Genomic DNA, 22,756 nt, shown 5'->3' on the forward strand with positions numbered 1-22,756 from the left:
CGCCACTCCCAACGCCATTACCGGGTTCCACGGCCCCAGGATCAGAACCATTTTTCCTTGATGACCAGCACGTCCTCGGGCTGGACCACGTCGTCGAGCGTCGCCTTGGGCAGGACCTTGCCGCCGCGGCGCACTTCGATCCGCTTGGTCGAGCCCGCCAGCGTCGGGCCACCGGCCAGCGCCAGGGCCTGACGGAAGGTCATGCCCGGCTGGACCGGGAAGCCGCCGCCCTTCTCGACCTGGCCATAGACATAGACCTGCTCGGCGACCGGCACGAACAGCGTGTCGCCCGGCTGGACCAGCCGCGCGGCGCCGCCGCTGACATCGGCCAGCGAGATGCGCTCCGGCTGGCCGCCCATCGGGGTCAGGATCACCGTGTTGGCCCCGTCCGCGCGCGGGCCGCCCGCACGCGCGACCATCGCCGCGACCGTATAGGGGCGATCGAGTGGATACAGGCCCGCCTGCCCGACCGAGCCGAGCACCGTCGCGCTCTTGCTGGCATAGTTGGTAACTTCGATGTTGATCGACGGACGGCTGAGATAGCCGCCGCGCAGATAGGCTTCGCTCAACTGCTGGGCGAGCTGCGCGGTGGTCCGCCCGGCCGCCTGGATATTGCCCAGGAACGGCGCGGTGATCGTGCCGTCGGCGCGGATGCGGGTCTTGAGCGACATATTGTCCTGCCCGAAGACCTTCATCTCGATCTCGTCGTCCGGGCCCAGCACATAGGCGCTGGCGGCGGTATCGACCGGGCGCACGCCCGGGGTCGGCAGCGGGGCCGTCCGCACGGGGGCGGGCGCGACACCCTGCTGGGCCGACGCCATGCCCGGCGTCAGCACGACCATGGCCAGCAATAGCTTATGCTTACGGCGCATTTTTCGTCCTCATGCTATTCGCGCGATATCCGGCCGGTCCGGGGAGGACCGATCAGAAACGATAGGAAACTCCGGCAACAAGGCGGGTGAAGTGATATTCGTTCACACCCGTATCCGTGTTGCGATTGCTATACTGCCCGTCCACATTCAGGTTCAGACGCTCGCCGAGCTGGCGTGTCACGCCCAGCGAGTAGGACTGAAAATCGTCCCTCGCGAAGGGCGAGGCAATGACGAGTGGGTCGCCCCGAAAGTTGCGATGCCCCAATATGGCACCGGCCCGAAGGCGCGTCCGCTCGGCGAAGCGCAGCTCGCTCGCCAGCTGGACATCGGTCTGCACGGCGAAACCGGCCGGGACCAGGGAGTCGTTGACGATCCGGCGCTCCGTCTCGATCGAGAAGGAGGCGGCGGGAACCGGCTTGAGTTCGAGCTTGGCGTCCCAGCCCGGCCCGCGATAGGGTCGCACATTCGCCCCACGCGACGTCACGTCGAGATAGCTGAGGTCCAGGTCCAGCGTCACGCGGCTGACCACCGCGCGGTGGAAGGTCACCCCGACCTGCTCGGCCCGGTTGGTGACGTTGATCGTCGGACGCTCGCTGTTCAGATGGCGATAATAGAGCACTGCCTGACCGATGCTCGGGCGGCTATAGCCGATGCCGCCGAGCAGCGAGACGCTGCGCAGGTCGGCAAAGTCGAACGCGGTGCTGTTCGTCGTCGTCCGGCGGCTGATGTCCGCCACGGGATAGAAGCCGACCGTGCGCGGGCAGCTGACGCGAAGCGACAGATTGCTGACCGTCTGGAAATTGTCCCGCGCCGCATTGATGTCGCCATAGTCCGATTGCTGCCGCAGGATGCGCGCATCGGGCTGGATCTGGCACACGCCCGCGACCCGGAACGTCCCGCTGCCATGCAGGTCGGCGCGACCCCGGCTTCGATCCGGGTTCAGCGTGAAGAAGCTATAGGCCAGATCGGCATCGACCCGCACGTCGTTCAACCCGACCTGCCGCCAATATACGCCGCGCACGCCCGGCGTCAGGATGAAGTCGTCCACCGACGGCGTCCGCCGCGAATTCGTGCGGAAGATATTGTCGTCATAGGCCGCCTCGGCCGAGGTGGTTAACGAAAGGCCGGGATCGGCGACGACGGGTCGCGCGACCGGCAGGACCGGCACCAGGGGAACGCCCAGCCGCTCGTCCTGTGCGTAAGCGGTGCCGCCGACGCACCATAAGGCGATCGCGGCAATTCCCATGCAGACAGGCCGTGATGGCAGCCGCAAAATGTCACCGCTTTGCAGCATCCGGTTCGTGCCCTCGTTACGTTTACCCAACCAACAACGACCTGCGGTGCCCTTTCCCCTATCACCGGTCAAGCCCGAGCACTGTCCCAAAAGGGGCGGTTTTGTTGCAACGCGGCAAAAATGGGACAGGTCGAAATTATCTCGTCGACAGGGAACCAAATCGAATTTTTTTAGATAACCGCAAAATCCCGGTGAATCCGGCATTAACCAGTGCACTTAACCACCCTGCATCATGCTCGGCCTACAAGGTGATGAAACCCAGCAAGGCTTTGTCATGCGTGCCCATTTTGCTCTGCTCCTCCTTCCCCTGATGGCCGCGTGCGGCGGCGGGGGCGGTTCCACGTCATCGGGCGCGGTGAGCGTGGTCACGGGCCCGACACCGACGCCGACACCCACCGCCACCCCGACGCCGACCGGCTCCACCTCGGCGGACGCCACCGCGCTGGCCAGCGATCCGGGCGCCACCGCCATCATCTTCGGCGCCGGGGACCTGTCCACCCGGTCGACGCCCTATGAGATCGGCGTGGCGACCCATTTCGCCTATGCCAGCAAGTCCGGCTATGACGCGGCCACCACCACCCAGTGGATGAAGGCGGCCAATGTCACCGCGTTTCGCGACGACATCTTCTGGAACGACTTCGCGCCCGACTGGGACGTCAACGGTTCGCACCTGGCGCCCGCGATCAGCGGCTTCCTGAAGCAGACCAGCGCGCGGCCGATGTTCATCCTGACCAACGGCAATCCCTTCATCCCCGAAAGCTGGCCCCCGATCAGCGCCGCCGGTCGCGCCGCCTTCGTCGCCTTCGCCAGGCGCGCCGTCGCGGCGACGGCGGGCCGCAATGCGATGTACGAGATCTGGAACGAGTGGAACGTCACCGCCGCGCCCGACAAGCCGATGCTGATGACCGCGGGCGAGGAAGGCGATGTCCGCGCGGCGCGCTATTATGCAGCGCTGGCCAGCGACACCGTCGCCGCGATCAAGGACAGCACGCCCGACACGAAGGTGATCGTCGGCGCAGGGGGCAGCGACCCCAGCTGGGACTGGATCGCCGATGCGGTCGCACGCGGCGCGGCGAAACGGGCGGACGGGGTGTCGGTCCACCTTTACAACCAGTGCGAACGCACCGACCTGCGCACCGCGACGGCGGCGATCGCGCGCCTCTATCAGCTTCAGACCCGTCTGGCATCGGTCACCGGCGGGCAGACGCCGCCCATCTACATCTCCGAATGGGGCTGGCCGGGCGGATCGCTGTCCTGTTCGGTGGCCAGCTCGGTCGTCGCGACCAGCGTACCGCAATTCCTGCTGCACACCGCCGCCCTGCCCTGGGTCGCGGGAAGCTGGATCTACGAACTGAAGGACTCCGGCACCAACGCCAACGATCTGGAGCATCATTTCGGGCTGTACGACGCGGCGGGCAACGCCAAGCCCGCGCTGTGCGGTTTCCGCGAAGCGGCGCAGATCGTCCGCAACGCCACCGCCATGTCGGTGCAACAGGTCGGATCGGGCCTGACCGTGGTGCGCGCGGCGACGCCGCAGGGACTTCAGGTCATCGCGTGGAGCAGCCTGGCCGGACGGACCGGCCGCCTGACCGTGGGCGGCACCGCGGCCTATACCACGCGCACGCTCTGCCAGTCGGCGACGGCGGGGACGGCCGACCGCACCGTCACGGTCGGCGAGATGCCGGTCGTCATCGACGTACCCGGCGTCAGCCGGCTGGGGGTCAACGCCCGGCTGCTCTGACCCGCGGCCCCCGCGCTCCTGAGCGATCAGGCTGCGCGGGCCGGTTGCGCGGCGATATGTTCCAGCGCCGCCATGATCTCTCGGCCCAGCCGGTCATAGTCGAAACGGTCGGCCGAACGGATCGTGCTTTCGCGCAGCGCCGCCATCTTTTCGGGGTGGCGCAGCACATCGGTGATCGCCGAGCGCCACAGCGCCTCGTCGCCCGGCGGCACCAGCATTCCGTTCTCGCCCGGCTGGATCAGCTCGGGCAGGCCGCCCTTGTCGCTGCCCATCACCGGCAGGCCGTTGGCCAGCGCCTGGATCACCACGCCGGGCGAATTCTCCGCCCAGAGCGACGGCGTGATCAGCAGGTCGCTGGTCGCCATGATGTCCGACACCTCCTGCTGCGGGACATGGCCCTTCAGCTCCAGCCAGTCGTGATGGCCATATTGCTCGCGCAGGCGCGGTTCCTCGGGGCCCTTGCCCAGCACGGTCAGATGGAAATCGAAATCCTTCGACAGCGTGTCGAGGATGCCGAGCAGGAAGTTGATTCCCTTGGTTTCCTCCAGACGCCCGACGAAGAGCAGCCGGGTCCTGGCCTGCGGCGAATGGCGCACCGTCGGGGCCGGATAGCGGTTGGGGTTGAGGATATGGAACTTCGGGTAATCGTCGATCGGCAACAGCTCGGCCACCCGGTCCAGATTGGCCTGAGACGGCGAGATGAAGCCCAGGCGGGGCAGCTGGCGCAGATAGCCCATCTTCACCTTCGCGCTGAACTTGCACGTCCCGCATTGCCCGGCGCATTCGTCGATGCCGCGGAACATCGTCGTGCGGACGCAGGCCAGCGCCAGATCATGGAGCGTGATCGCGGTCGGGATGCCGTGCCGGGCAATGACCTTCAGCCCGTTATAGCCCAGCCCCTGGATCCAGTGGATATGGATGAAGTCGGGCTTGAACTCGGCGATCACCCGGTCGAACACCGCCTCGTTGCGGGGATCGAGAATGTCCTGCATGTGCCAGATCGGCTTCTTCCAGCCCGGTTGCTGGTTGGTCGCGGCGACCGGATAGAGATGCGGCGTGCTGACGCGATAGACCTTGTAGCCGTCCTTGTCCGCGCCCCATTGCTCGTCCGCCGGGGTCGGCGCGGCGGTCAGCACCGCTGCCTCATGCCCGTTGGCGACGAACCAGTCGGTCAGGTTCTGCGCGCACATCTCCGCGCCGCCGATGACGAAAGGGGTGTAGAAGGCCGTGATGCTCAGGATGCGCATGGGGTAATCCTCTGGAAAGTCGGCCGGCGAGGCGAAGGCGTCAGCCGCGCGTGATGATCCGGGCGGGAATGCCCACGGCGGTGGCGCGGGCGGGCACATTGGTCAGGACCACCGCATTCGCGCCGATCACCGCGCCCTCGCCCAGCGTGATCGCACCGACCAGCACCGATCCGGCCGACAGGTAGCTGCCGCGCCCGATCACCGCCTGGCTGGGCGCTTCGGGGCCGCGCGCGCCGATGGTGACGTTCTGAAGGATCGCGACATCCTCGCCGATGGTGCAGACGCCGACCACGATGCCATAGGGGTGCGGGATATAGAGCCCGTCGCCCACCGTCGCACCGATCGCGATCTCCGCGCCGAAGCGGCGGCAGGTCCACCACCACCAGACCCGGCGCAGCGGCCGCCCGGCGACCGGGATCCGCACGATCAGATCCTGGATGCGGCGCGCCAGCACGAACTGGAACCCCTGGGTCAGCAGCAGCATGCGAACCGCAAAGGCGAATGACGGCCGCGTCTGCTCGAAATGGGCATAGCGGTGAAGGTCGCGGCAGACCGATCGTAGAAATCCGTTCACCTTGATCCTCTTGATGGCATCGACGTGGAGACAACGCCGCTGCGTAGCGGGTTGGATCGAAAGGGTATAGCGGTCGCGACCGGGGCAGGCTGTACCATTTTGCGGCGCAGCATGGCGAAGTCGGGCTGAAATGCACCGTCACGGACGGGCGTGCCGAAAATTTCGCTGTCCTACACGAAAATTGGAACATAACTGGAACAACCATGGAGCGGACGATCCCGTCCGCCCCGATGGGAGAGTTTCGCATGGCCGATCCACGCAGCATCATCGACACGGTGAACAGCCCCTCGCGCGCGCCCTTCCCCGTCACGCCCAGCGATACCCAGCCCCTGCCGCAGATTCCCAAGGGCATTTACGTCGGCATCGGCGGCGACGTGACGCTTCGCGGGATCGATGGCGCGGTCGACGTCACCTATCGCAACCTGCCCGACGCCAGCTACATCGCGGTGCACGCCGCCTATGTCCGCGCCACCGGCACCACCGCCGCCAACCTGATCGCGGAGGCCTGAGCGATGGGATATGCCTCTGGCAGCATCGGGGTCGGCCTGTCGCGTCTGGCCCGCCTGAATGTCAGCCCCGACCGGCGGCTGACCAAGCAACTGACCGCGCTCGGCGACAGCCGGGTGGCGATCATCTATCTCGACTTCGGCCGCCGCAACCGCTGCGCGCGGTCGCCGATCAACTGGGCCAATGCGCTGCTCGGCCACAATATGACGATCGGGGACACGTTCGGCGTCAGCGGCGACCGGACCGACCAGATGCTGGCGCGGCTGCCCGCCGCGATCGCGACCGGCGCGGGGCTGCTCTATGTGCAGGGCGGTATCAACAATATCGGCCAAGTCGCGACGGGATTTACCTATAATCACGCGGTCACCGGCGAGACGGTGACGATCGACACGATCGCCGCCGTCGCGATGCGGGACCTGAGGCTGATCGCCGATACCGCCTACGCCGCCGGAATGACCGTGGTCCTGGAGAATGAGGTCGGCGGATCGAGCCTGACCAGCGGAGAGAAGATCGCGGCGCTGGTCCAGCTGCGTCACCTGATCGCCGACTATGCCGAACGGACGCCCGGCATCCATGTCCATGACGCCTATCCCGTGGTGATGCAGGCCGGGGCGACGACGCCGACCTTTCGTTCGGGCTATTCCTATGACGGCATCCATATGAATGCGCGCGGGGCCTATTGGCACGGCAAGAGCCTGGCGGCGCTGCTCGCGCGGATCGTACCGCCGCGCCCGGTCCTGTCGAGCGGGGTCATCGACACGCCCGCCAATGGCCGTCGCCAGATCCTGACCAACCATCTGTTCACCACGACGACCGGCGGGACGGCGGGCAACGGGGTGACGGGCGATGCGCCCTCGGGCTGGACCGCCGCGATGAGCAGCGGCGGCGGCTCCGCCACGCTGTCGAACGTCACCAATCCCGACGGCATCGGCAACGGGGTCCAGGCTGCGATCAGCTTTGGCGGCGCGGGTCATTTCCGGCTGGAGCAGACCTTGCCCGGCACGGTCGGCGGGCAATATCACGCCAATCTGCGGCCGGGCGACGAACTGGAGGGCTTCGCGCTCGTCGAACTGGTCGCCGCTCCCGCCTCGCTCCAGTCGATCACCCTGGAACTGGCGGGGGCCAGCATGGGCTCCAACGGCACGGCCTTCGGATCGCAGGACATGAGCAATCCGAACGGCGCCAACGATCAGGGGATCAACGACCCCGCGCTGATGACCCTGCGCACCCGCCCCGCCATCGTCCCGGCGTCGAGCGGCCCCTATCCCTATCTGATCGCGACGCTTCGCGTCTCCGCGCTGGCGGCGGGCAATGCGACGGTGATCGTCCGGCAGATGGGGCTTCGCCGCCGGGTGACGGCGGCCTAGACCGCCTTCAGCGCGCGCAGCAGGGCATCGGCGCTGGCATCCCAGCTGAACTGCCGACTGCGCGCGCTGACTCGGCTGGTCACATCGGCATGCACGGCGTCGTCGCGCAGCATCGTCTGCATCGCCGTCGCGATCGCCTCGACCGACTGCGGATCGCAATAGAGCGCGGCGTCGCCGCACACCTCGCGCACCGGGGGAATGTCGCCCGCGATCACCGGGCGGCCGAACCGCATCGCCTCCAGCGGCGGGATGCCGAATCCTTCGTAAAGACTGGGAAAGACCAGCGCCCGTGCCGAGCGATAAAGGCTCATGAGCGCCGCATCGCTGATCCGGCCGGGCAGCACGACGCCCTCGGGCGGCACGTCGCCCAGCCCATTCTGCGCAAAGGACCGCACCGCCGCGCCGACCAGCACCAGCCGGTCCTCGGGCCGCCGAATCCGCGCGAACGCCTCCAGCGCGCGCGGCAGGTTCTTGTTGGGCGCGAAGGATCCGACGAACAGCAGATAGCGGCCGCGCTCGACATCGAGCGCGTTCAGCACCGTGTCGTCGGGGGCGATCGCGTCGATATGATCGGCGGCATTGGGGATGACCGGGATGGCGTCCGTGGGAACCTTAAGCACCGCCGACAATCTGTCGCGCGAGAACATCGAAACCGTCCCAAGATGGGATCGGCGGGACAGAAGCCGCCCCAAACTCTGGTGCAGTAGCCGGTAGGGGCGCGAAAAATTGCCCGGCATGTCATAGACCAGCGCATCGTGAATGATGGTCAGCGACCGACGTGGCAGCACCGGCCCCGAATTGCACAGATTGACCAACACCCCGTCCCGCGCAGCCCCCGGCAGCGTCGCCTGCTCCCAGAAATGCCCGCCCCAGCTTCCGACGTTTTTTGCCGCGAAACCAGTCCATTGCGCAGGCTTTTCAACCCCAGGCGGCAGGAGGAGCGTCCATCGCGCGGGCTCCGCGCCCGAAACGATCCGCGCATGGACGCGGTCCAGCACCATGAAGGCGAAGCGTTCGACCCCGGTCATCGTCCGGCCGAGGAACCGGCCGTTCACGTAGATCTTCGTCATGACTTGGTTCCATTTGATACGACCCGGACCGGGTTTTCAGAGAGCTGTCGGTACCCCGTGCTCATAATCTGTTGAACGGTCGTAACAGCTATGTTGCAGGTGCGAAAGCAGATTGCTGGCCCGGATGAACCGGGCTAGCCATCACATGCCTGGACAGCGGCGGAGCGTCCTTATGCCGGCTATGGGAAATCAGAATACGATGAGTTTCGCGACAGCGCTGACGGATGAAATGTCGCTCGCCGGGGCTATCCACCGGCGGAACGTCCGCATCCGGCTGTATGTCGCGCTGATGATGATCGACGTGATCGCGATCAGCCTGGGCTTTCTGGTGGCCAGCCTGTTCCGCGACGGCCAGTGGCTGTCGTTCAGCGGCATCGACCTGGCCTATCCGATCCTGCCCATCTACCTGATCATCGCGTTCAACAGCGAGGCCTATGGCCGCGACGCGCTGACCAGCGGGACGATCTCGCTGCGCCGGTCGCTGACGCCGCTGGCGATCACCTTCTTCGCGGCGATGACGCTCATCTTCTTCTTCAAGGCCGGGCCCGAACTGTCGCGCGTCGCGCTGGCGATCGGCATGGCGAGCAGCGCGGTCTTCATGGCAGCGATGCGCATGACGCTGGTCATCATGGTCCGCCCGACCGCCGCGCCCAAGCTGGTCGCCGAACTGCTGATCGTCGACGACATGACGCGCGAGGAATGGTCCGAGCCGCAGCTGTGCGACACCGTCTTCTCCAAGGAAGCCGGGGTCGAGCCCGATCTCGAAAACCCCTATATGCTCCACCGCCTGGCCGAGCTGCTGGCGAAATATGAGCGCGTGGTCGTCCGCTGCGCCCCCAATCGCCAGCATGACTGGGCGCTGCTGCTGCGCGGCGCGGCGGTGGACGGCGAGATCCTGATCCCCGGCTTCGGCTCGCTCGGCGTGCTGGGGCTGACCGATTTCAAGGGGCGCCAGACCTTGGTCGTGGCGCAGGGGCCGCTCAGCTATCGCGACATGTTCAAGAAGCGCATGCTCGATCTGCTGATCACCGTGCCGCTGGTCATCGCGCTGACCCCGATGCTGCTGCTGATCGCGCTGGCGGTGAAGCTCGACTCGCCGGGCCCCGTGCTGTTCCGGCAGGAACGGATCGGGCGCGGCAACCGTATCTTCCACATCCTGAAATTCCGCTCGATGCGGGTCGAGAGCAGCGATGCCAAGGGCAACACCTCGGCCTCGCGCGACGACAAGCGGATCACCCGCGTCGGCGGCTTCATTCGCAAGACCAGCATCGACGAACTGCCGCAGCTGCTGAACGTCCTGCTGGGCGACATGAGCCTGGTCGGCCCGCGTCCGCACGCGCTGGGCTCGCTCGCCGGGGACCAGCTGTTCTGGGAAGTCGACCGCCAATATTGGCAGCGTCACGCGCTGAAGCCCGGCATCACCGGACTGGCGCAGGTGCGTGGCTTCCGGGGCGCGACGCACCGCGACGTCGACCTCAAGAACCGCCTGCGCGCCGATCTGGAATATCTGCACGGCTGGAGCCTGGCACGGGACATCTCGATCCTGTTCCGTACGGCGGCGGTTCTGGTGCACAAGAACGCCTATTGACGGGAAAGCCGGTCGCGCCGGGGGGCGCCGTTGGACAACGAGGGAGACACCACGTGAAACGACGATCATCCCCCGCATCGCTGGTTCGGCTGGGCGGCCGTGTGCTGGCCTGCGCCACCCTGCTGGTCGCGACCCAGTCCGCCTGCTCCGGACAGGCGGCGGGCACGCTGCCCGATGGGCCGCTGACCAGACGCGCCACGCCGCTGATCGTCGGGGTGGGCGTGCATTTCGGCATCGGCGGCCAATTCGGCTATGAGCCCGCTCCCACCGCCAAGGCGATCGACGAGCTGGGCGTCGCCTCGTTCCGCGACGACATCCCCTGGGTCGCCTTCAAGCAGAAGGGACTGGCGGTTCCCGGCGACATCTCGCCCCGACAACAGGCGATGGTTGCCGCCACCCGCGCGCGGCCGCTGTGGATCCTCACCTATACCCACCCCGCCGTCGATGGCGGCAAGGCGCCGGTGTCCGATACGGCGCGGCGTGCCTTTGCCGCCTTCAACCAGGACGCGGTGCGCGTCACCGAAGCGCGCCAGCCGCTTTATGAAATCTGGAACGAGTGGAATCTGAACGCCGCGCCCGAGCGCGGGATGCTGCGCGGGGCGGGCACCGCCGACGATCCGCGTTCGGGCATCAACTATGCCCGGCTCGCCAACCAGGCGACGCGCGCGATCCGCGCGGTCGATCCCAAGGCCATGATCCTGGTCGGCGCGGCGGGCGAGGACAAGGGCTGGGCCTGGGTCCGCTCGGTCGCCGCCAATGGCGGGCTGGCCGGGGCGAGTGCGCTGTCGGTCCATTATTACAACCAGTGCGAGCCGGTGGCGAAGCGGACCGGCGCCGATGCGATCGGCCAGATCGAGGCGCTGCACCGCGCGCTGCCGACGACCGACGGCCATGCGCTGCCCATCTATGTCACCGAGCTGGGCTGGCCGACCACCACGGGCGGCCCCTGCGGCGATATCACGCCCGAGCGCGCGGCGGACAATGTCGCACAATTCCTGCTATGGTCGGCCGCGACGCCCTGGATGGGCGGCGTCTGGGTCTATCAGCTGAAGGATCAGGGACGGCGACCGAGCGAGATGGAGGATAATTTCGGCCTCTACACCTATGACTATCGCCCGAAGCCCGCCGCCTGTGCGGTGCGCGAGGCGACGGCGCTGGCGTCCGCGGGCAAGGCGTGGCGGGTGGACCGGTCGCAGCCGGGCATCACCGCCCTGCGCGTCGACGGGGCGGAGGGTTCGAAGATGATCGTCTGGACCGACGCGCCGGACGATCGGCTCGTGCTGAAATTCTCCGGGTCGGTGCGCTATCGCCCGATCTGCGGGCAAGCGGGTCAGGGCGCGGCGGTGCCGGTCGGCTATCGTCCGGTCGTGATCGCACTCGGCGCGGCTAAGGCGACCGCGCCGCGCTTCGAACGGCAATAGCTCAGCTGAGCAGCAGATCGGCGAGCGAGACCATCATCGTGCCGCCGACGAAGGTCATCGCGACGAACAGCGCGAAACGGACTCGAGGCGACCATTTTTCCTCGACCGATTCGCCACGGCTGGCGATCGGCATGATGCGGACCTGGGCATGCGACACGGGCGACGGCGTCCCTGCCAGCGGGTGAACATTGTCGGCCAGCGCCGAGCCGACGCTGCCCACAGGCAGCGGGCGGAGGAAACAGGCGCCATATGCCCCGTCATTCTTCCATTTCACCCGCGCTTCACGCAGGCCGATGCCGGGAATGCCGATCATCACGGTCTGGTTGACCGAAAGCTCTACCGAGCCATCGATCCGACAGCCCTCGCGATGGAGGTTCGAGATCAGGATGGGCAGCGAATCGCCATCGTCGGCGACGCGGACGGTGCCTTCGCGCTGGATCGGCACGCGGACGTCCTCGCGACGCTCGGTCGGGTCCTGCCACGCGATATTCTCGGGGATGCCCACGCTATCTCTTCCTCACGCTCACCGCCCCGTCGACGGTCCGTTGCGCGTATAGGACGAAATTCGTTTCCAAATGCTTTAAATCGGCACTGACATTGCCGGATTTCGGCAGGATGCTGCCGGACCGGCAATCGATCAGACCCGGAAATAGCCGCGATACCAGTCGGCGAAGCGGCCGAGTCCCTCCTGCAATCGGACGCGCGGGGCATATCCGGTCAGCGCGTGGAGCCGCGAGACATCGGCATAGGTCGCCGTCACGTCCCCCGGCTGCATCGGCTTCATGATCTTCACCGCCTCGCGGTCCAGCGCGCGTTCCAGCGTGGCGATCATCTCCATCAGGCCGACCGGATGGCTGCCGCCGATATTCAATATGCGGTGTCCCCCCGTCTCGGGCGGACGGTCAAGCGCGCCGATGATGCCGTCGACGATGTCGTCGATATAGGTGAAGTCGCGCGCCATCCGCCCTTCCCCGTAAACCTCAATCGGCTGGCCCGCCATGATCCGGTCGGTGAACGAGAAATAGGCCATGTCGGGCCGCCCCCACGGGCCATAGACGGTGAAGAACCGCAATCCCGTCTGCGGAAAGCCATAAAGCGCGGCATAGGACTGGCTCATCAACTCGCAGGCGCGCTTGGTCGCGGCATAGAGCGAGACGGGGCTGGCGGCGGGTTCGTCCTCGCGAAACCCCTGCCCGCCCATCGGCTTGTCGCCATAGACCGAACTCGACGAGGCATAGACGAGATGGACGAAGCCGGGCGCATGGCGACACGCCTCCATCACCGCCAGATGTCCGGCCAGGTTGGAGCGTTCATAGGCGAAGGGATTGGCGATGCTGTACCGCACGCCCGCCTGCGCGGCGAGATGGACGACGCGGGTGATGCCCCGTTCGCGGACCAGACCGGCGACCGCCTCGGCATCGGCCACGTCCATCCGGTGGAAGGAGAAGCCCTCTCGCCCCTCGAAGGTCGCGAGCCGGGCCTGCTTCAGCGCCGGGTCGTAATAATCGTTGACGATGTCGACACCGACCACCGTCTCGCCGCGGTCGAGCAGCCGGTGAGCGGTGGCATGGCCGATGAACCCGGCCACGCCCGTGACGAGAATGGGTGCGTTCCCGCGCATTGCCGCCGCCACCGGGTCAGATGCCGCCCGGCACCACGTCGCGCCCCGTCGCCTCCAGCGCGCGGGTCAGATCGGCCAGGCACGTCTCCATCAGCGCCGGGTCGGGGCTGCGCACGACGAAATTGGCGCCGGTCCGGCCTTCGCGGAAAAAGGGATAGCTGCCGATGGCGACGCCCTCATGCGCCTTTTCGGTCGCGCGGAGCAGATCGGCCACCTCGCTCTCCCCCACCCAGCAGCCGACCGTGCCCGACACGACCGGCCGCCCGCCCTCCAGCGTGCCGGTCAGCGCATCGAGCATCCCCGCCGTGATGTGCGGCACGCCCGCCATGATAAAGATATTGCCGATCCGGATGCCCGGCGCGCCCGACACGCGGTTGGGGATCAGCGAGGCCCCCTCCGGCGTCCGCGCCATTCGCGCGCGGGCCGGGGTCACGCCGCCGCGCGTGGTGTAATAATCCTCCAGGATCGCCCGCGCCTCGGGATGTTCGATCACCGCCACGCCCAGCGACGCCGCGATCGAATCGACGGTGATGTCGTCATGCGTCGGGCCGATCCCGCCGGTGGTGAAAAGATAGTCGTTGCGCGCGCGCAGCGTGTTGACCGCCTCGGCGATGGCATCCGGCTGGTCCGCGACGACCCGCACCTCGGCCAGCCTGATGCCCTGCACGTTCAGCCATGTCGCCAGTTGCGCGATGTTCCGGTCCTGGGTGCGGCCAGAGAGGATTTCGTCGCCGATGACGATCAGCGCGGCGGTCCAGATACGCTCGGAGGCGGGGTCGGCTTGCATGGTGCCGGACATAGCCTCGCAAAAGCCGCGATGCCACGCTATATCGCGGCCATGACCGAATATGTGACCGTTTCCGCCAACGCGCCCGAGGGGCGGACCGGCGCGATCAAGCTGTGGGGCCGCGAGGCGTTCGATGGCATGCACAAGGCGGGCCGCCTGGCCGCCGAGACGCTGGACATGCTCGTGCCCCATATGGTGCCGGGCGTCGCCACCGCCGAGATCGACCGGCTGATCCACCAGTTCATCCTGGAACGCGGCGGCGTGCCCGCGACGCTGGGCTATCGCGGCTATACCCATTCGACCTGCATCTCGATCAACCATGTCGTCTGCCACGGCATTCCGTCCGAAAAGACGCTGAAGTCGGGCGATATCGTCAATGTCGACGTGACCCCGATCGTCGATGGCTGGCATGGCGACACCAGCCGCATGTACCTGATCGGCGACGTGCCGCTGAAGGCGCGCAAGCTGGTCGAGGTCACCTATGAATGCCTGATGCTGGGCATCGAGCAGGCCCGGCCCGGCAACCATATGGGCGATGTGGCCAACGCCATCCAGCGCCATGCCGAGAAGCATCGTTACGGCGTGGTCCGCGATTTCTGCGGCCATGGCCTGGGCCTGTTGTTCCATGACGCGCCCGAGGTGGTCCATGTCGGTCGCCCCGGCACCGGCCCCGAGCTGAAGCCCGGCATGATCTTCACCATCGAGCCGATGATCAATATCGGCCGCCCCGATGTGAAGCTGCTCGACGATGGCTGGACGGCGGTGACGCGCGACCGGTCGCTCTCGGCACAGTTCGAGCATTCGATCGGCATCACCGAAGACGGCTGCGAGATCTTCACGCTCAGCCCGGCGGGCTTCACCCAGCCGCCTTATAGCTGAGCCGGTCATGCTGGGCGCGATCCGGGTTGCGGCACGCGACCGCGCCCGTCTGGCCGAGGTGATCGCCACCGCCTCGCGCTTCGGGTTGGACGTGTTGCTGGCGCACATCGGGCTCGACTCGGCGCGGCGGGGCCCGGATGCCCTGCCCTTCGACCTGCCCGCCAGGACGCGCGCCGCCATGGAGGCGCTGGGCCCGGTCTGGGTCAAGCTGGGCCAGATCCTCGCCACCCGCGCCGACCTGTTGCCGCCCGACTGGATCGCCGAACTCGAAAAGCTGCATAGCGAGGCGCCGCGCCTCCCCTTTCCGCAGTTGCGCGATCAGGTCGAGGCGGCGCTGGGCGAGCCGCCCGAGAGCGCCTTTGCCCGGTTCGATCCCGAACCGCTGGCCGCCGCGTCGATCGCGCAGGTCCACCGCGCGGCGCTCCACGACGGGACCGAGGTCGTCCTGAAGATCCGCCGTCCCGGCATCCGCGCCATCATGGAGGCCGACCTTCGCCTGCTGACCCAGATCGCCGCGATGGTCGAGGCGGCCAATGCCGAGGCGCGTCGATACGGCGCGATGCGGATGATTCGCGCGCTGGGCCGCGACATCCTAGAAGAGCTGGACTTCACCAACGAAGGTCGCAACGCCGACCGGCTGCGCGAGGATTTCGCGGGCGAGCCGCGCGTGGTCGTGCCGCTCATCCACTGGTCGCACAGCTCGGAAACGCTGCTGGTGATGGACTTCATCGCGGGCGTGCCGCCGCGCAACGCCGCGACGCTGGAAGCGGCGGGGATCGATCCTGCCGCCATCGCCTCGGCGGGGGCGGACATCGTGCTCGACATGACGCTGATCAACGGGCGTTTTCACGGCGACCCGCATCCGGGCAACCTCCTCTGCCTGCCGGGCAACCGCATCGCGCTGCTCGACCTGGGCCTGATCGGCCATGTCAGCCCGCGTCGCCGCGAAGAGGTGATCGCCTTTACCCAGTCGATCGCGAACAGCGACCCGACCTTGCTCGCCGAAACGCTGAGACACTGGTCGCAAACCGATGATATCGCGCCCGAACGGTTCCAGGCGGTTGCCGACCGGCTGGTCGCGCGGCATGGCGGCGGCGCGTTGCGGCTGGCGGCGATCCTGGCCGATATCTTCCCCGTGCTTCGCGAAGAACGGATCGTCCTGCAACCCGACATGCTGCTGCTGTTCAAGGCGCTGATCACCATCGACGGCGTGTTGAGCGGCATTGAGCCCGATTTCGACCTGTCCGCCGCGCTGCGCAGGGCAAGCGCCCGGATCGTCGAGGCGCGGCTGTCGCCCGAGCGCTGGACGCGGCGCGCGGCGGCGCTGGCGCTGGAACTGGACCGGCTGGGCGACGACCTGCCCCGGCTGATCCGGGCGACGACCCGCAAGCTGGAAAGCGAGGCCCCCGCCGTCTCGACCACCGGGGTCGAGGCCGCGATCCGCACCGGCGCGGGCTGGATCGCGGGCGCGCTGGCCCTGTCGGGCGTGGCGATCGCGGTGGCGATGCGGCTGGGTTAATCCAGCCGCCGCAGTTGTTCGCCAAGCCCGAAGGGCTGGCGGCGATACGCCTGCCGCCAGTCGACGCCCGAGCGTTCGAGCATCTCCGCCTCGATCGCGCCATAGGCATAGAGCGCGCTGCGCTTCCACGTCTTGAAACCCTGCTCGCGAATCGCCCTCAGGCTCGTCGCCAGCCCCGTCCAGCGGTCGAGCGCATCGGCGCGCATCGCGGCGTCCCCCTGCCGCGCCAGCGTCAGTTCGGTCCAGCGTGCGACGCCCTCCTGCCCGACCTGAAATTCGTAATAGAGCCGGTCATCGGCGCTGACCCGCGCCAGCGCCGTCTCGCGCGCCGCTACATAGGCCCTTCTGGCCGCAAGGCGCTGCTCGGTTGACCGGGCGGTCAGAAAGGCGAGACCCGCCTCCCCCATGGCGAGGAAGGCCTCCCCGACCTTCGGATCGGCATAGGGAAAGGGATAGTTCAGCACCCAGCCGCCATCGGACGAACCCAGCGATCTGCCGACAGCCTGCACGGCCTGGGCATAGCCCGGCAAATGCGATTGACAGAGGTGGAACGCCTCGTGGAGTATCGTGGCTTTCCAATAGGCTGGACTCATCTCCAGCGTCGCGGGATAGCCGATCGCGATGCTCTCGCCGCCGGGAAACACGGGATATGCCGCCGCAAGATCGGGGCTCAGCCGGCGAGGCCTGACCTGTAGATGGCACTTCGTCAGCGGATCGCGCCCGGCGTCCGCAAAGCCCTTGACCGCCGCGTGACAGAACAGGGTCTCGCGATCCGCGCCGATCAGCACCAGGTCCAGCGGCACCTTGCCGAATCCCGGCCACAGCCGATCCCCCGCCCCGCGATAGAGGCCCTGAACCTCCGCCAGCATCGCCCGCTCGGGTCGGGGCGGCAGTTGCGCCCCCGCCAGCGCCGCGCCCATCAGCATCGATAGGATCATCGGATCCCGCCCCCCGCAATTGGTCCCACCGGATAGCAGCACATCATTCGACACAGCGATAGTGACGAACCCGCGACACCTCGCTAAAGGCGCGGGCCATGACCGAGATCACGCCCCAGATCGTCGCCGACCACGGCCTGTCCGAAGAAGAATATCAGCGCGTGCTGAACGCGCTGGGCCGCGAGCCCAATCTCGTGGAGCTCGGCATCTTCTCGGTCATGTGGTCCGAGCATTGCAGCTACAAGTCCAGCCGCATCCACCTGAAGAAGCTGCCCACCGAAGGGCCCCAGGTGATCTGCGGCCCCGGTGAGAATGCGGGCGTCATCGACATCGGCGACGGCCAGGCCGCGATCTTCAAGATGGAGAGCCACAACCACCCCTCGTACATCGAACCCTATCAGGGTGCGGCGACGGGCGTGGGCGGCATCCTGCGCGACGTGTTCACCATGGGCGCGCGGCCGGTCGCGAACCTGAACGCGCTGCGCTTCGGGCGGCCCGATCACCCCAAGATGCGCCACCTGATCTCGGGCGTGGTGCACGGCATCGGCGGCTATGGCAATTGCGTCGGCGTGCCGACGGTCGGCGGCGAAGTGAACTTCCACCCGGCCTATGACGGCAATATCCTGGTCAATGCGATGACCGTGGGCGTCGCCGATCAGGACAAGATCTTCTATTCGGCCGCGAGCGGCGTCGGCAATCCGATCGTCTATGTCGGGTCGAAGACCGGCCGCGACGGCATCCACGGCGCGACCATGGCCTCGGCCGATTTCGGCGAGGATGCGGAGGCCAAGCGCCCGACCGTGCAGGTCGGCGACCCCTTCACCGAAAAGCTGCTGATCGAGGCGTGCCTCGAACTCATGGCCTCGGACGCGATCGTCGCGATCCAGGACATGGGCGCGGCGGGCCTGACCTCGTCGTCGGTCGAGATGGCGTCCAAGGGCGGCGTCGGCATCGAGCTGATCATGGACGACGTGCCCCAGCGCGAAGAGGGCATGACGGCCTATGAAATGATGCTGTCGGAGAGCCAGGAGCGGATGCTCATGGTCCTGAAGCCCGGTCGCGAGGCGTTCGCCGAAGCCATCTTCCGCAAGTGGGAACTCGACTTCGCGGTCATCGGCCATGTCACCGAGACGGGCCGCATGGTCCTGCGCCACAAGGGCGAGATCGTCTGCGACATCCCGCTCGCGCCGCTGGCCGACGACGCGCCGCTCTACGACCGTCCGCATGTCCCGACCGAGGTTCCCGCCGCGATCGCCTCGCCCGGCTGCCAGGACCCGGCGGCGGACCTGCTCAAGCTGATGGGCTCGCCCGACATCGCCTCGCGCCGGTGGATCTGGGAGCAGTATGACCATATGGTCGGCGGCGACACGGTGCAGCGCCCGGGTGGCGACGCCGCCGTCGTCCGCGTCCATGGCACGCAGAAGGGGCTCGCGATGAGCACCGACTGCACGCCGCGCTATTGCTATGCCGATCCCGTGACTGGCGGCATGCAGGCGGTGGTCGAGACGTGGCGCAACATCACGGCGGTCGGCGCCAAGCCGCTCGCCATCACCAACTGCCTCAACTTCGCCAATCCCCAGCGCCCCGAGATCATGGGGCAGATCGTCGGCTGCCTCGAGGGCATGAGCCAGGCCTGCCGCGCGCTCGACTACCCGATCGTGTCGGGCAACGTCTCGCTCTACAACGAGTCGAAGGCGACCGGCGGCGGCTCGGCGATCCTGCCGACCCCGGCGATCGGCGGCGTCGGCCTGATGGCCGACTGGTCCAAGTCGGCGACGGTGGCGTTCAAGGGCACCGGCGACGTCATCGTCCTGATCGGCACGCCCAAGGGTGAGATCGGCCAGTCGCTCTGGCTGCGCGAGGTCCATGGTCTGGAGGGCCGCGACGCGGGTCCGCCGCCGTCGATCGACCTGGATGCCGAGCGCCGCACCGGCGATCTGGTCCGCGAGTCGATCACCGCAGGCCATCTGACCGCCGTGCACGACGTGTCGGACGGCGGCATCGCGGTGACGGTCGCGGAAATGGCGCTGGCGGGCAATATCGGCGCGCTGATCCAGTTCCCGGAGACGGGCGAGGCCTGCCGCCAGCTCTTCGCCGAGGATCAGGGCCTCTATATCGCCACGGTCGAGGATACCGCGCTGGTCGACTTCCTGGCGAACGCGCATCAGGCCGGGGTCGAGGTCGAGCGGATCGGCCGCACGGCGGGCAGCCGCCTGATCTTCGAGCGCGAGGATGGCGATTTCGTCGTCGCGCTGGACGATCTGCGCCGCGCGCATGAGGGCTTCTTCCCGGCGCTGATGGGCGCCGACGCGGCCCTCGCCTAAGGTTCCGGCGGGGTCCCGGCCATGGGTCGGGGCCCCGTGCAGGAGCGAAGGATCGCATAGCCGATCGCGGCCGCCAGGATCGAGGCGATCAGCACCCCCAGCGACGCCGCCTCGCGCATCTCGCCATCGCCAAAGGCCAGCCCGGCGATGAACAGCGAGATGGTAAAGCCGATCCCGGCCAGCGCCCCTACCCCGGTCACCATCCGCCACGTCACCCGATCGGGACGCCGCGCCAGGCCGATCGCGCTGGCCGCCCAGGTAAAGCCCAGAAACCCCAGCGGCTTGCCCACGACCAGCCCCAGCACCACGCCGATGACGAGCGGGCTGGCCACCATCGCCAGCAGATCGCCCGACAGATGGATGCGGACATTGGACAGCGCGAACAGCGGCAGCACGACATAATTGACCCAGGGCGTCAGCACCTCGATCAACCGGCTGCTGGCGACGCGGGTCGCCGACGCCATTTCCTGAAGATAGCCCAGCCGCTCCTCGGCGCGCTCGCGCTGTTGATGCTCCTCCTCGTCATCCTCCGCACGCTCGGCGGCGCCATGGGCATGTTTGAACTCGTCCACCCGGCGCTGGACCCGCTCGGCAAAGGCCGCCTGGGCCAGTCGCGGCGCGACCGGTACGGTCAGGCCGATCAGCACGCCCGCGATGGTCGCGTGAATGCCCGACTCGAGCACGCCGCCCCAGACGATCAGCGCGAGCAGGACATAAGGCACCGAGGACACCCAGCCGATCCGTCGCAGCCCGACGATCCCCGCCAGGGCCGCGCCCGCCACGACCAATCCGATCGGGTCGATCGCATCGCTATAGGCAAAGGCGATGACCAGCAGCCCGCCGACATCGTCCACCGCCGCGAATGCCAGCATCAGCGCGCGCAGCCCGACCGGCAGGCTGGTCGCGAACAGCGCGATCAGGGCCAGGCCGAAGGCGGTATCGGTGGTGATTACCGTGCCCCAGCCCGGCTGGGCCGCGCCCCCGCCCGCCACCAGCAGATACAGGCCGATCGGCACCGCCATGCCCCCGATCGCCCCCGCCAGCGGGAAGGCCGCGCTTCGCCATTGCGACAGGGCCCCGTCGACCAGCTCGCGCTTCACATCGGCGCCGACGATGACGAAGAACAGCGGCAGCAGCGCATGGTCTATCCATTCGGCCAGCCGATGCGACACCGCCCGGTCGCCAAAGGCGATGCGGACCGGCATGTCCCAGAACCGCTCATAGGCGTGAGCGGTGCCGATATTGGTCAGGACCAGCGCCAGGATGGTGGCGATCAGCAACGGGCCGCCCGTGACCTCGCTTCCCGCGAAGAACGGCTCGACCCGGCGGAGGAACGCCGAGGCCAGCGGCGAATGATGCGCGCGGGCGGAGGCGCGTCCGGTCAGGCGAGGCGATAATCCCATCCCAGGCCAATGCTTCGCGGTCGCCGGCAGTTGCATCCGGCGCGCCGCCAGCTAATCCGACAGGCCGCAACGGAGCCCGTGCTTGTCCGATCCCGCCCCCCTTTCGCCCGCCATGACCACCGATCGCGGGCGGCTGTTGACCCTCGATGCATTGCGCGGGGTGGCGGTTATGGCGATCCTGATCGCCAACATGCCGGGCTTCGCGCTGCCCGACCCGGCCTATTCCAATCCCGCGGCGTGGGGCGATGCGGGACCGGGCGACATCGCGGTCTGGCTGTTGACCGAGATCTTCGTCAACGGGCGAATGCGCGGGCTGTTCTCGCTGCTGTTCGGCGCCTCCACGCTGCTGATCCTCCAGCGCGCCGACCAGGCCGGGCTGAACGGCGCGTCGCTGCACCTGCGGCGGATGGGGGTGTTGTTCGTGCTCGGCATGATCCACCGGACCTTCATCTGGACCGGCGACATATTGGTGCATTACGCGCTGGTCGGGGTCGTCGCGCTGGCCTTTGTCGGGCTGTCGGTGCGACGGCTGTGCATCGCCGCGCTGCTCATGGCGGGGCTGTCGATGCTGCTCGGCTGGCTGGACTGTGCGAGCCTGCTGGCCGCCTCGGCCCGCCACACGCCCCAGGCGGTCGCGCTGTGGAATGCCTATCAAGTCGCGTTCGGCACGCCCGGCGCGGCCGCGCTGGCGCCGGAGATCGCCGCGATGCGCGGGCCATGGAGCGCCGCCACCGCCTTTCGCCTGGACAATAATGGCGACCCGCTGTTCGACCTGATGACGATCGGGCCCGATACGTTGAGCGCGATGCTGATCGGCATGGCGGCGCTGAAATCGGGTTTCCTGACCGGGGCCTGGCCGCGCGCCCGCTATCGCCGCTGGACGATCGTCGCGATGGCGCTGTCGCTGCCCGCCTATGCCGCCATGGCGATCGTCACCATGGCGAGCGGCTTCGATGTTCGCGCGGTGTCGCTGGCGGAATTGTGCCTGAACGTGCCCTTCCGGCTGATCGGGACGGTCGGCTATGCCGCGCTGATCCTCCTGCTGCTGCGCCCCGGCGGGTGGTGGACGACCCGGATCGCGGCGGCGGGGCGGATGGCGTTCACCAATTATATCGCGACCAGCCTCGTGATGACCTTCATCTTTTACGGCCATGGCCTGGGGCAGTTCGCCCGCTGGGACCGGGCGGCCATCTATCTGCTGGTTCCGCCGATGTGGGGGCTGATGCTGCTCTGGTCCAAGCCCTGGCTCGACCGTTTCGGTCAGGGGCCGCTGGAGAAATTGTGGCGTCTGGCGACGCGCGGGCACCCGCAACGCCACTGACTTTTTCTGCAAACGAGTTGCAAGAGCCTTGCGATCCACTCTCATTAGCGCTACGAAGGCAGTGCTTCTCAGGGAGATGGTCTTGGTCGTCTGCGTCTGTAATGCCATTCGGGAATCCCAGGTCCGCGACGCGGCCCGTGCGGGATCGGTCACCCCCTGCCAGATGTATCGCGCGCTGGGCCGCCAGCCCAAATGCGGACAGTGCGCTATCCTGGCCCGCGCGATCATCGACGAGGAACGCACCGCCGCCTGACGCGCCCGGCATCCTCGCTGCCGGGTTTTA

20 protein-coding genes are annotated in these 22,756 nt (G+C 67.6%); 10 read left to right on the plus strand and 10 right to left on the minus strand.

The features are described 5' to 3' along the window. Positions 1–41 precede the first annotated feature (41 nt). Both QE385_RS03335 and QE385_RS03340 read right to left on the minus strand, forming a co-directional pair. Entirely contained in the window at positions 42–872 is an 831-nt protein-coding gene (locus QE385_RS03335; RefSeq protein WP_307099065.1) for a polysaccharide biosynthesis/export family protein, read from the minus strand. 52 nt (positions 873–924) lie between these two features. Beyond that, positions 925–2,118, minus strand: a complete 1,194-nt coding sequence (locus QE385_RS03340) for a hypothetical protein (RefSeq protein ID WP_307099067.1) — start codon at positions 2,116–2,118, stop codon at positions 925–927. 322 nt (positions 2,119–2,440) lie between these two features. Between QE385_RS03340 and QE385_RS03345 the strand changes: the two genes are divergently transcribed. After that, on the plus strand, positions 2,441–3,907 hold the full coding sequence (locus tag QE385_RS03345) for a hypothetical protein (protein ID WP_307099068.1): 1,467 nt from the start codon (positions 2,441–2,443) through the stop codon (positions 3,905–3,907). A 26-nt stretch (positions 3,908–3,933) separates the two neighbouring features. On the opposite strand, the gene QE385_RS03350 is transcribed toward QE385_RS03345, so the two are convergent. Both QE385_RS03350 and QE385_RS03355 read right to left on the minus strand, forming a co-directional pair. Beyond that, complete coding sequence (locus QE385_RS03350) at positions 3,934–5,154, minus strand: glycosyltransferase family 4 protein (protein ID WP_307099070.1); 1,221 nt, start codon at positions 5,152–5,154, stop codon at positions 3,934–3,936. A 40-nt stretch (positions 5,155–5,194) separates the two neighbouring features. Then, positions 5,195–5,728, minus strand: a complete 534-nt coding sequence (locus QE385_RS03355; RefSeq protein WP_307099071.1) for a serine O-acetyltransferase — start codon at positions 5,726–5,728, stop codon at positions 5,195–5,197. Between the two features lie 245 nt (positions 5,729–5,973). Here QE385_RS03355 and QE385_RS03360 point away from each other — a divergent pair, with 245 nt between their 5' ends. Together QE385_RS03360 and QE385_RS03365 are read left to right on the plus strand one after the other, a co-directional pair. Continuing rightward, the gene (locus QE385_RS03360) at positions 5,974–6,237 is read left to right on the plus strand and encodes a hypothetical protein (protein ID WP_307099073.1); all 264 of its coding nucleotides are present in this window, start codon (positions 5,974–5,976) and stop codon (positions 6,235–6,237) included. Between the two features lie 3 nt (positions 6,238–6,240). Then, positions 6,241–7,602: an SGNH/GDSL hydrolase family protein gene (locus QE385_RS03365; RefSeq protein WP_307099075.1), complete on the plus strand. Its 1,362-nt coding sequence runs from the start codon at positions 6,241–6,243 to the stop codon at positions 7,600–7,602. Here the strand turns inward: QE385_RS03365 and QE385_RS03370 are convergent. Continuing rightward, complete coding sequence (locus QE385_RS03370) at positions 7,599–8,672, minus strand: glycosyltransferase family 1 protein (protein WP_307099077.1); 1,074 nt, start codon at positions 8,670–8,672, stop codon at positions 7,599–7,601. The two genes, QE385_RS03365 and QE385_RS03370, sit on opposite strands and share 4 nt — an antisense overlap. Positions 8,673–8,871: 199 nt before the next feature. Between QE385_RS03370 and QE385_RS03375 the strand changes: the two genes are divergently transcribed. Next, positions 8,872–10,260, plus strand: a complete 1,389-nt coding sequence (locus QE385_RS03375) for an exopolysaccharide biosynthesis polyprenyl glycosylphosphotransferase (protein WP_307099079.1) — start codon at positions 8,872–8,874, stop codon at positions 10,258–10,260. A gap of 53 nt (positions 10,261–10,313) precedes the next feature. Continuing rightward, positions 10,314–11,681, plus strand: a complete 1,368-nt coding sequence (locus QE385_RS03380) for a cellulase family glycosylhydrolase (RefSeq protein WP_307099082.1) — start codon at positions 10,314–10,316, stop codon at positions 11,679–11,681. Position 11,682: 1 nt separating this feature from the next. Here QE385_RS03380 and QE385_RS03385 read toward each other — a convergent pair whose 3' ends face one another. The 3 genes from QE385_RS03385 to QE385_RS03395 form a co-directional block, all read right to left on the minus strand. Beyond that, the gene (locus QE385_RS03385; RefSeq protein WP_307099084.1) at positions 11,683–12,186 is read right to left on the minus strand and encodes a hypothetical protein; all 504 of its coding nucleotides are present in this window, start codon (positions 12,184–12,186) and stop codon (positions 11,683–11,685) included. 132 nt (positions 12,187–12,318) lie between these two features. After that, the gene (locus tag QE385_RS03390) at positions 12,319–13,302 is read right to left on the minus strand and encodes an NAD-dependent epimerase/dehydratase family protein (RefSeq protein ID WP_307099086.1); all 984 of its coding nucleotides are present in this window, start codon (positions 13,300–13,302) and stop codon (positions 12,319–12,321) included. Between the two features lie 16 nt (positions 13,303–13,318). Continuing rightward, the gene (locus QE385_RS03395; protein ID WP_307099088.1) at positions 13,319–14,089 is read right to left on the minus strand and encodes a molybdopterin-binding protein; all 771 of its coding nucleotides are present in this window, start codon (positions 14,087–14,089) and stop codon (positions 13,319–13,321) included. Positions 14,090–14,140: 51 nt separating this feature from the next. On the opposite strand from QE385_RS03395, the gene map reads away from it, so the two are divergent. After that, positions 14,141–14,968, plus strand: a complete 828-nt coding sequence (gene map / locus QE385_RS03400; protein WP_307104535.1) for a type I methionyl aminopeptidase — start codon at positions 14,141–14,143, stop codon at positions 14,966–14,968. A 7-nt stretch (positions 14,969–14,975) separates the two neighbouring features. Then, positions 14,976–16,487, plus strand: coding sequence for an AarF/ABC1/UbiB kinase family protein (locus tag QE385_RS03405; RefSeq protein WP_307099089.1), 1,512 nt, complete (start codon positions 14,976–14,978; stop codon positions 16,485–16,487). On the opposite strand, the gene QE385_RS03410 is transcribed toward QE385_RS03405, so the two are convergent. Next, complete coding sequence (locus QE385_RS03410; RefSeq protein ID WP_307099091.1) at positions 16,484–17,425, minus strand: hypothetical protein; 942 nt, start codon at positions 17,423–17,425, stop codon at positions 16,484–16,486. The genes QE385_RS03405 and QE385_RS03410 overlap by 4 nt on opposite strands. Positions 17,426–17,523: 98 nt before the next feature. Between QE385_RS03410 and purL the strand changes: the two genes are divergently transcribed. Beyond that, a complete protein-coding gene (purL, locus tag QE385_RS03415; protein WP_307099093.1) occupies positions 17,524–19,749 on the plus strand; it encodes a phosphoribosylformylglycinamidine synthase subunit PurL in 2,226 nt (741 codons plus the stop codon). Here purL and nhaA read toward each other — a convergent pair. After that, entirely contained in the window at positions 19,746–21,152 is a 1,407-nt protein-coding gene (nhaA, locus tag QE385_RS03420; RefSeq protein WP_307099096.1) for a Na+/H+ antiporter NhaA, read from the minus strand. The genes purL and nhaA overlap by 4 nt on opposite strands. A gap of 82 nt (positions 21,153–21,234) precedes the next feature. On the opposite strand from nhaA, the gene QE385_RS03425 reads away from it, so the two are divergent. Together QE385_RS03425 and QE385_RS03430 are read left to right on the plus strand one after the other, a co-directional pair. After that, complete coding sequence (locus tag QE385_RS03425; RefSeq protein ID WP_307099097.1) at positions 21,235–22,473, plus strand: DUF418 domain-containing protein; 1,239 nt, start codon at positions 21,235–21,237, stop codon at positions 22,471–22,473. A gap of 82 nt (positions 22,474–22,555) precedes the next feature. Then, a complete protein-coding gene (locus QE385_RS03430) occupies positions 22,556–22,726 on the plus strand; it encodes a bacterioferritin-associated ferredoxin (RefSeq protein WP_307099098.1) in 171 nt (56 codons plus the stop codon). The last annotated feature ends 30 nt before the right edge of the window (positions 22,727–22,756 follow it).

Origin of the sequence: Sphingomonas sp. SORGH_AS_0950 (assembly GCF_030818415.1) — a bacterium.
Classification (GTDB): Bacteria; Pseudomonadota; Alphaproteobacteria; order Sphingomonadales; family Sphingomonadaceae; genus Sphingomonas.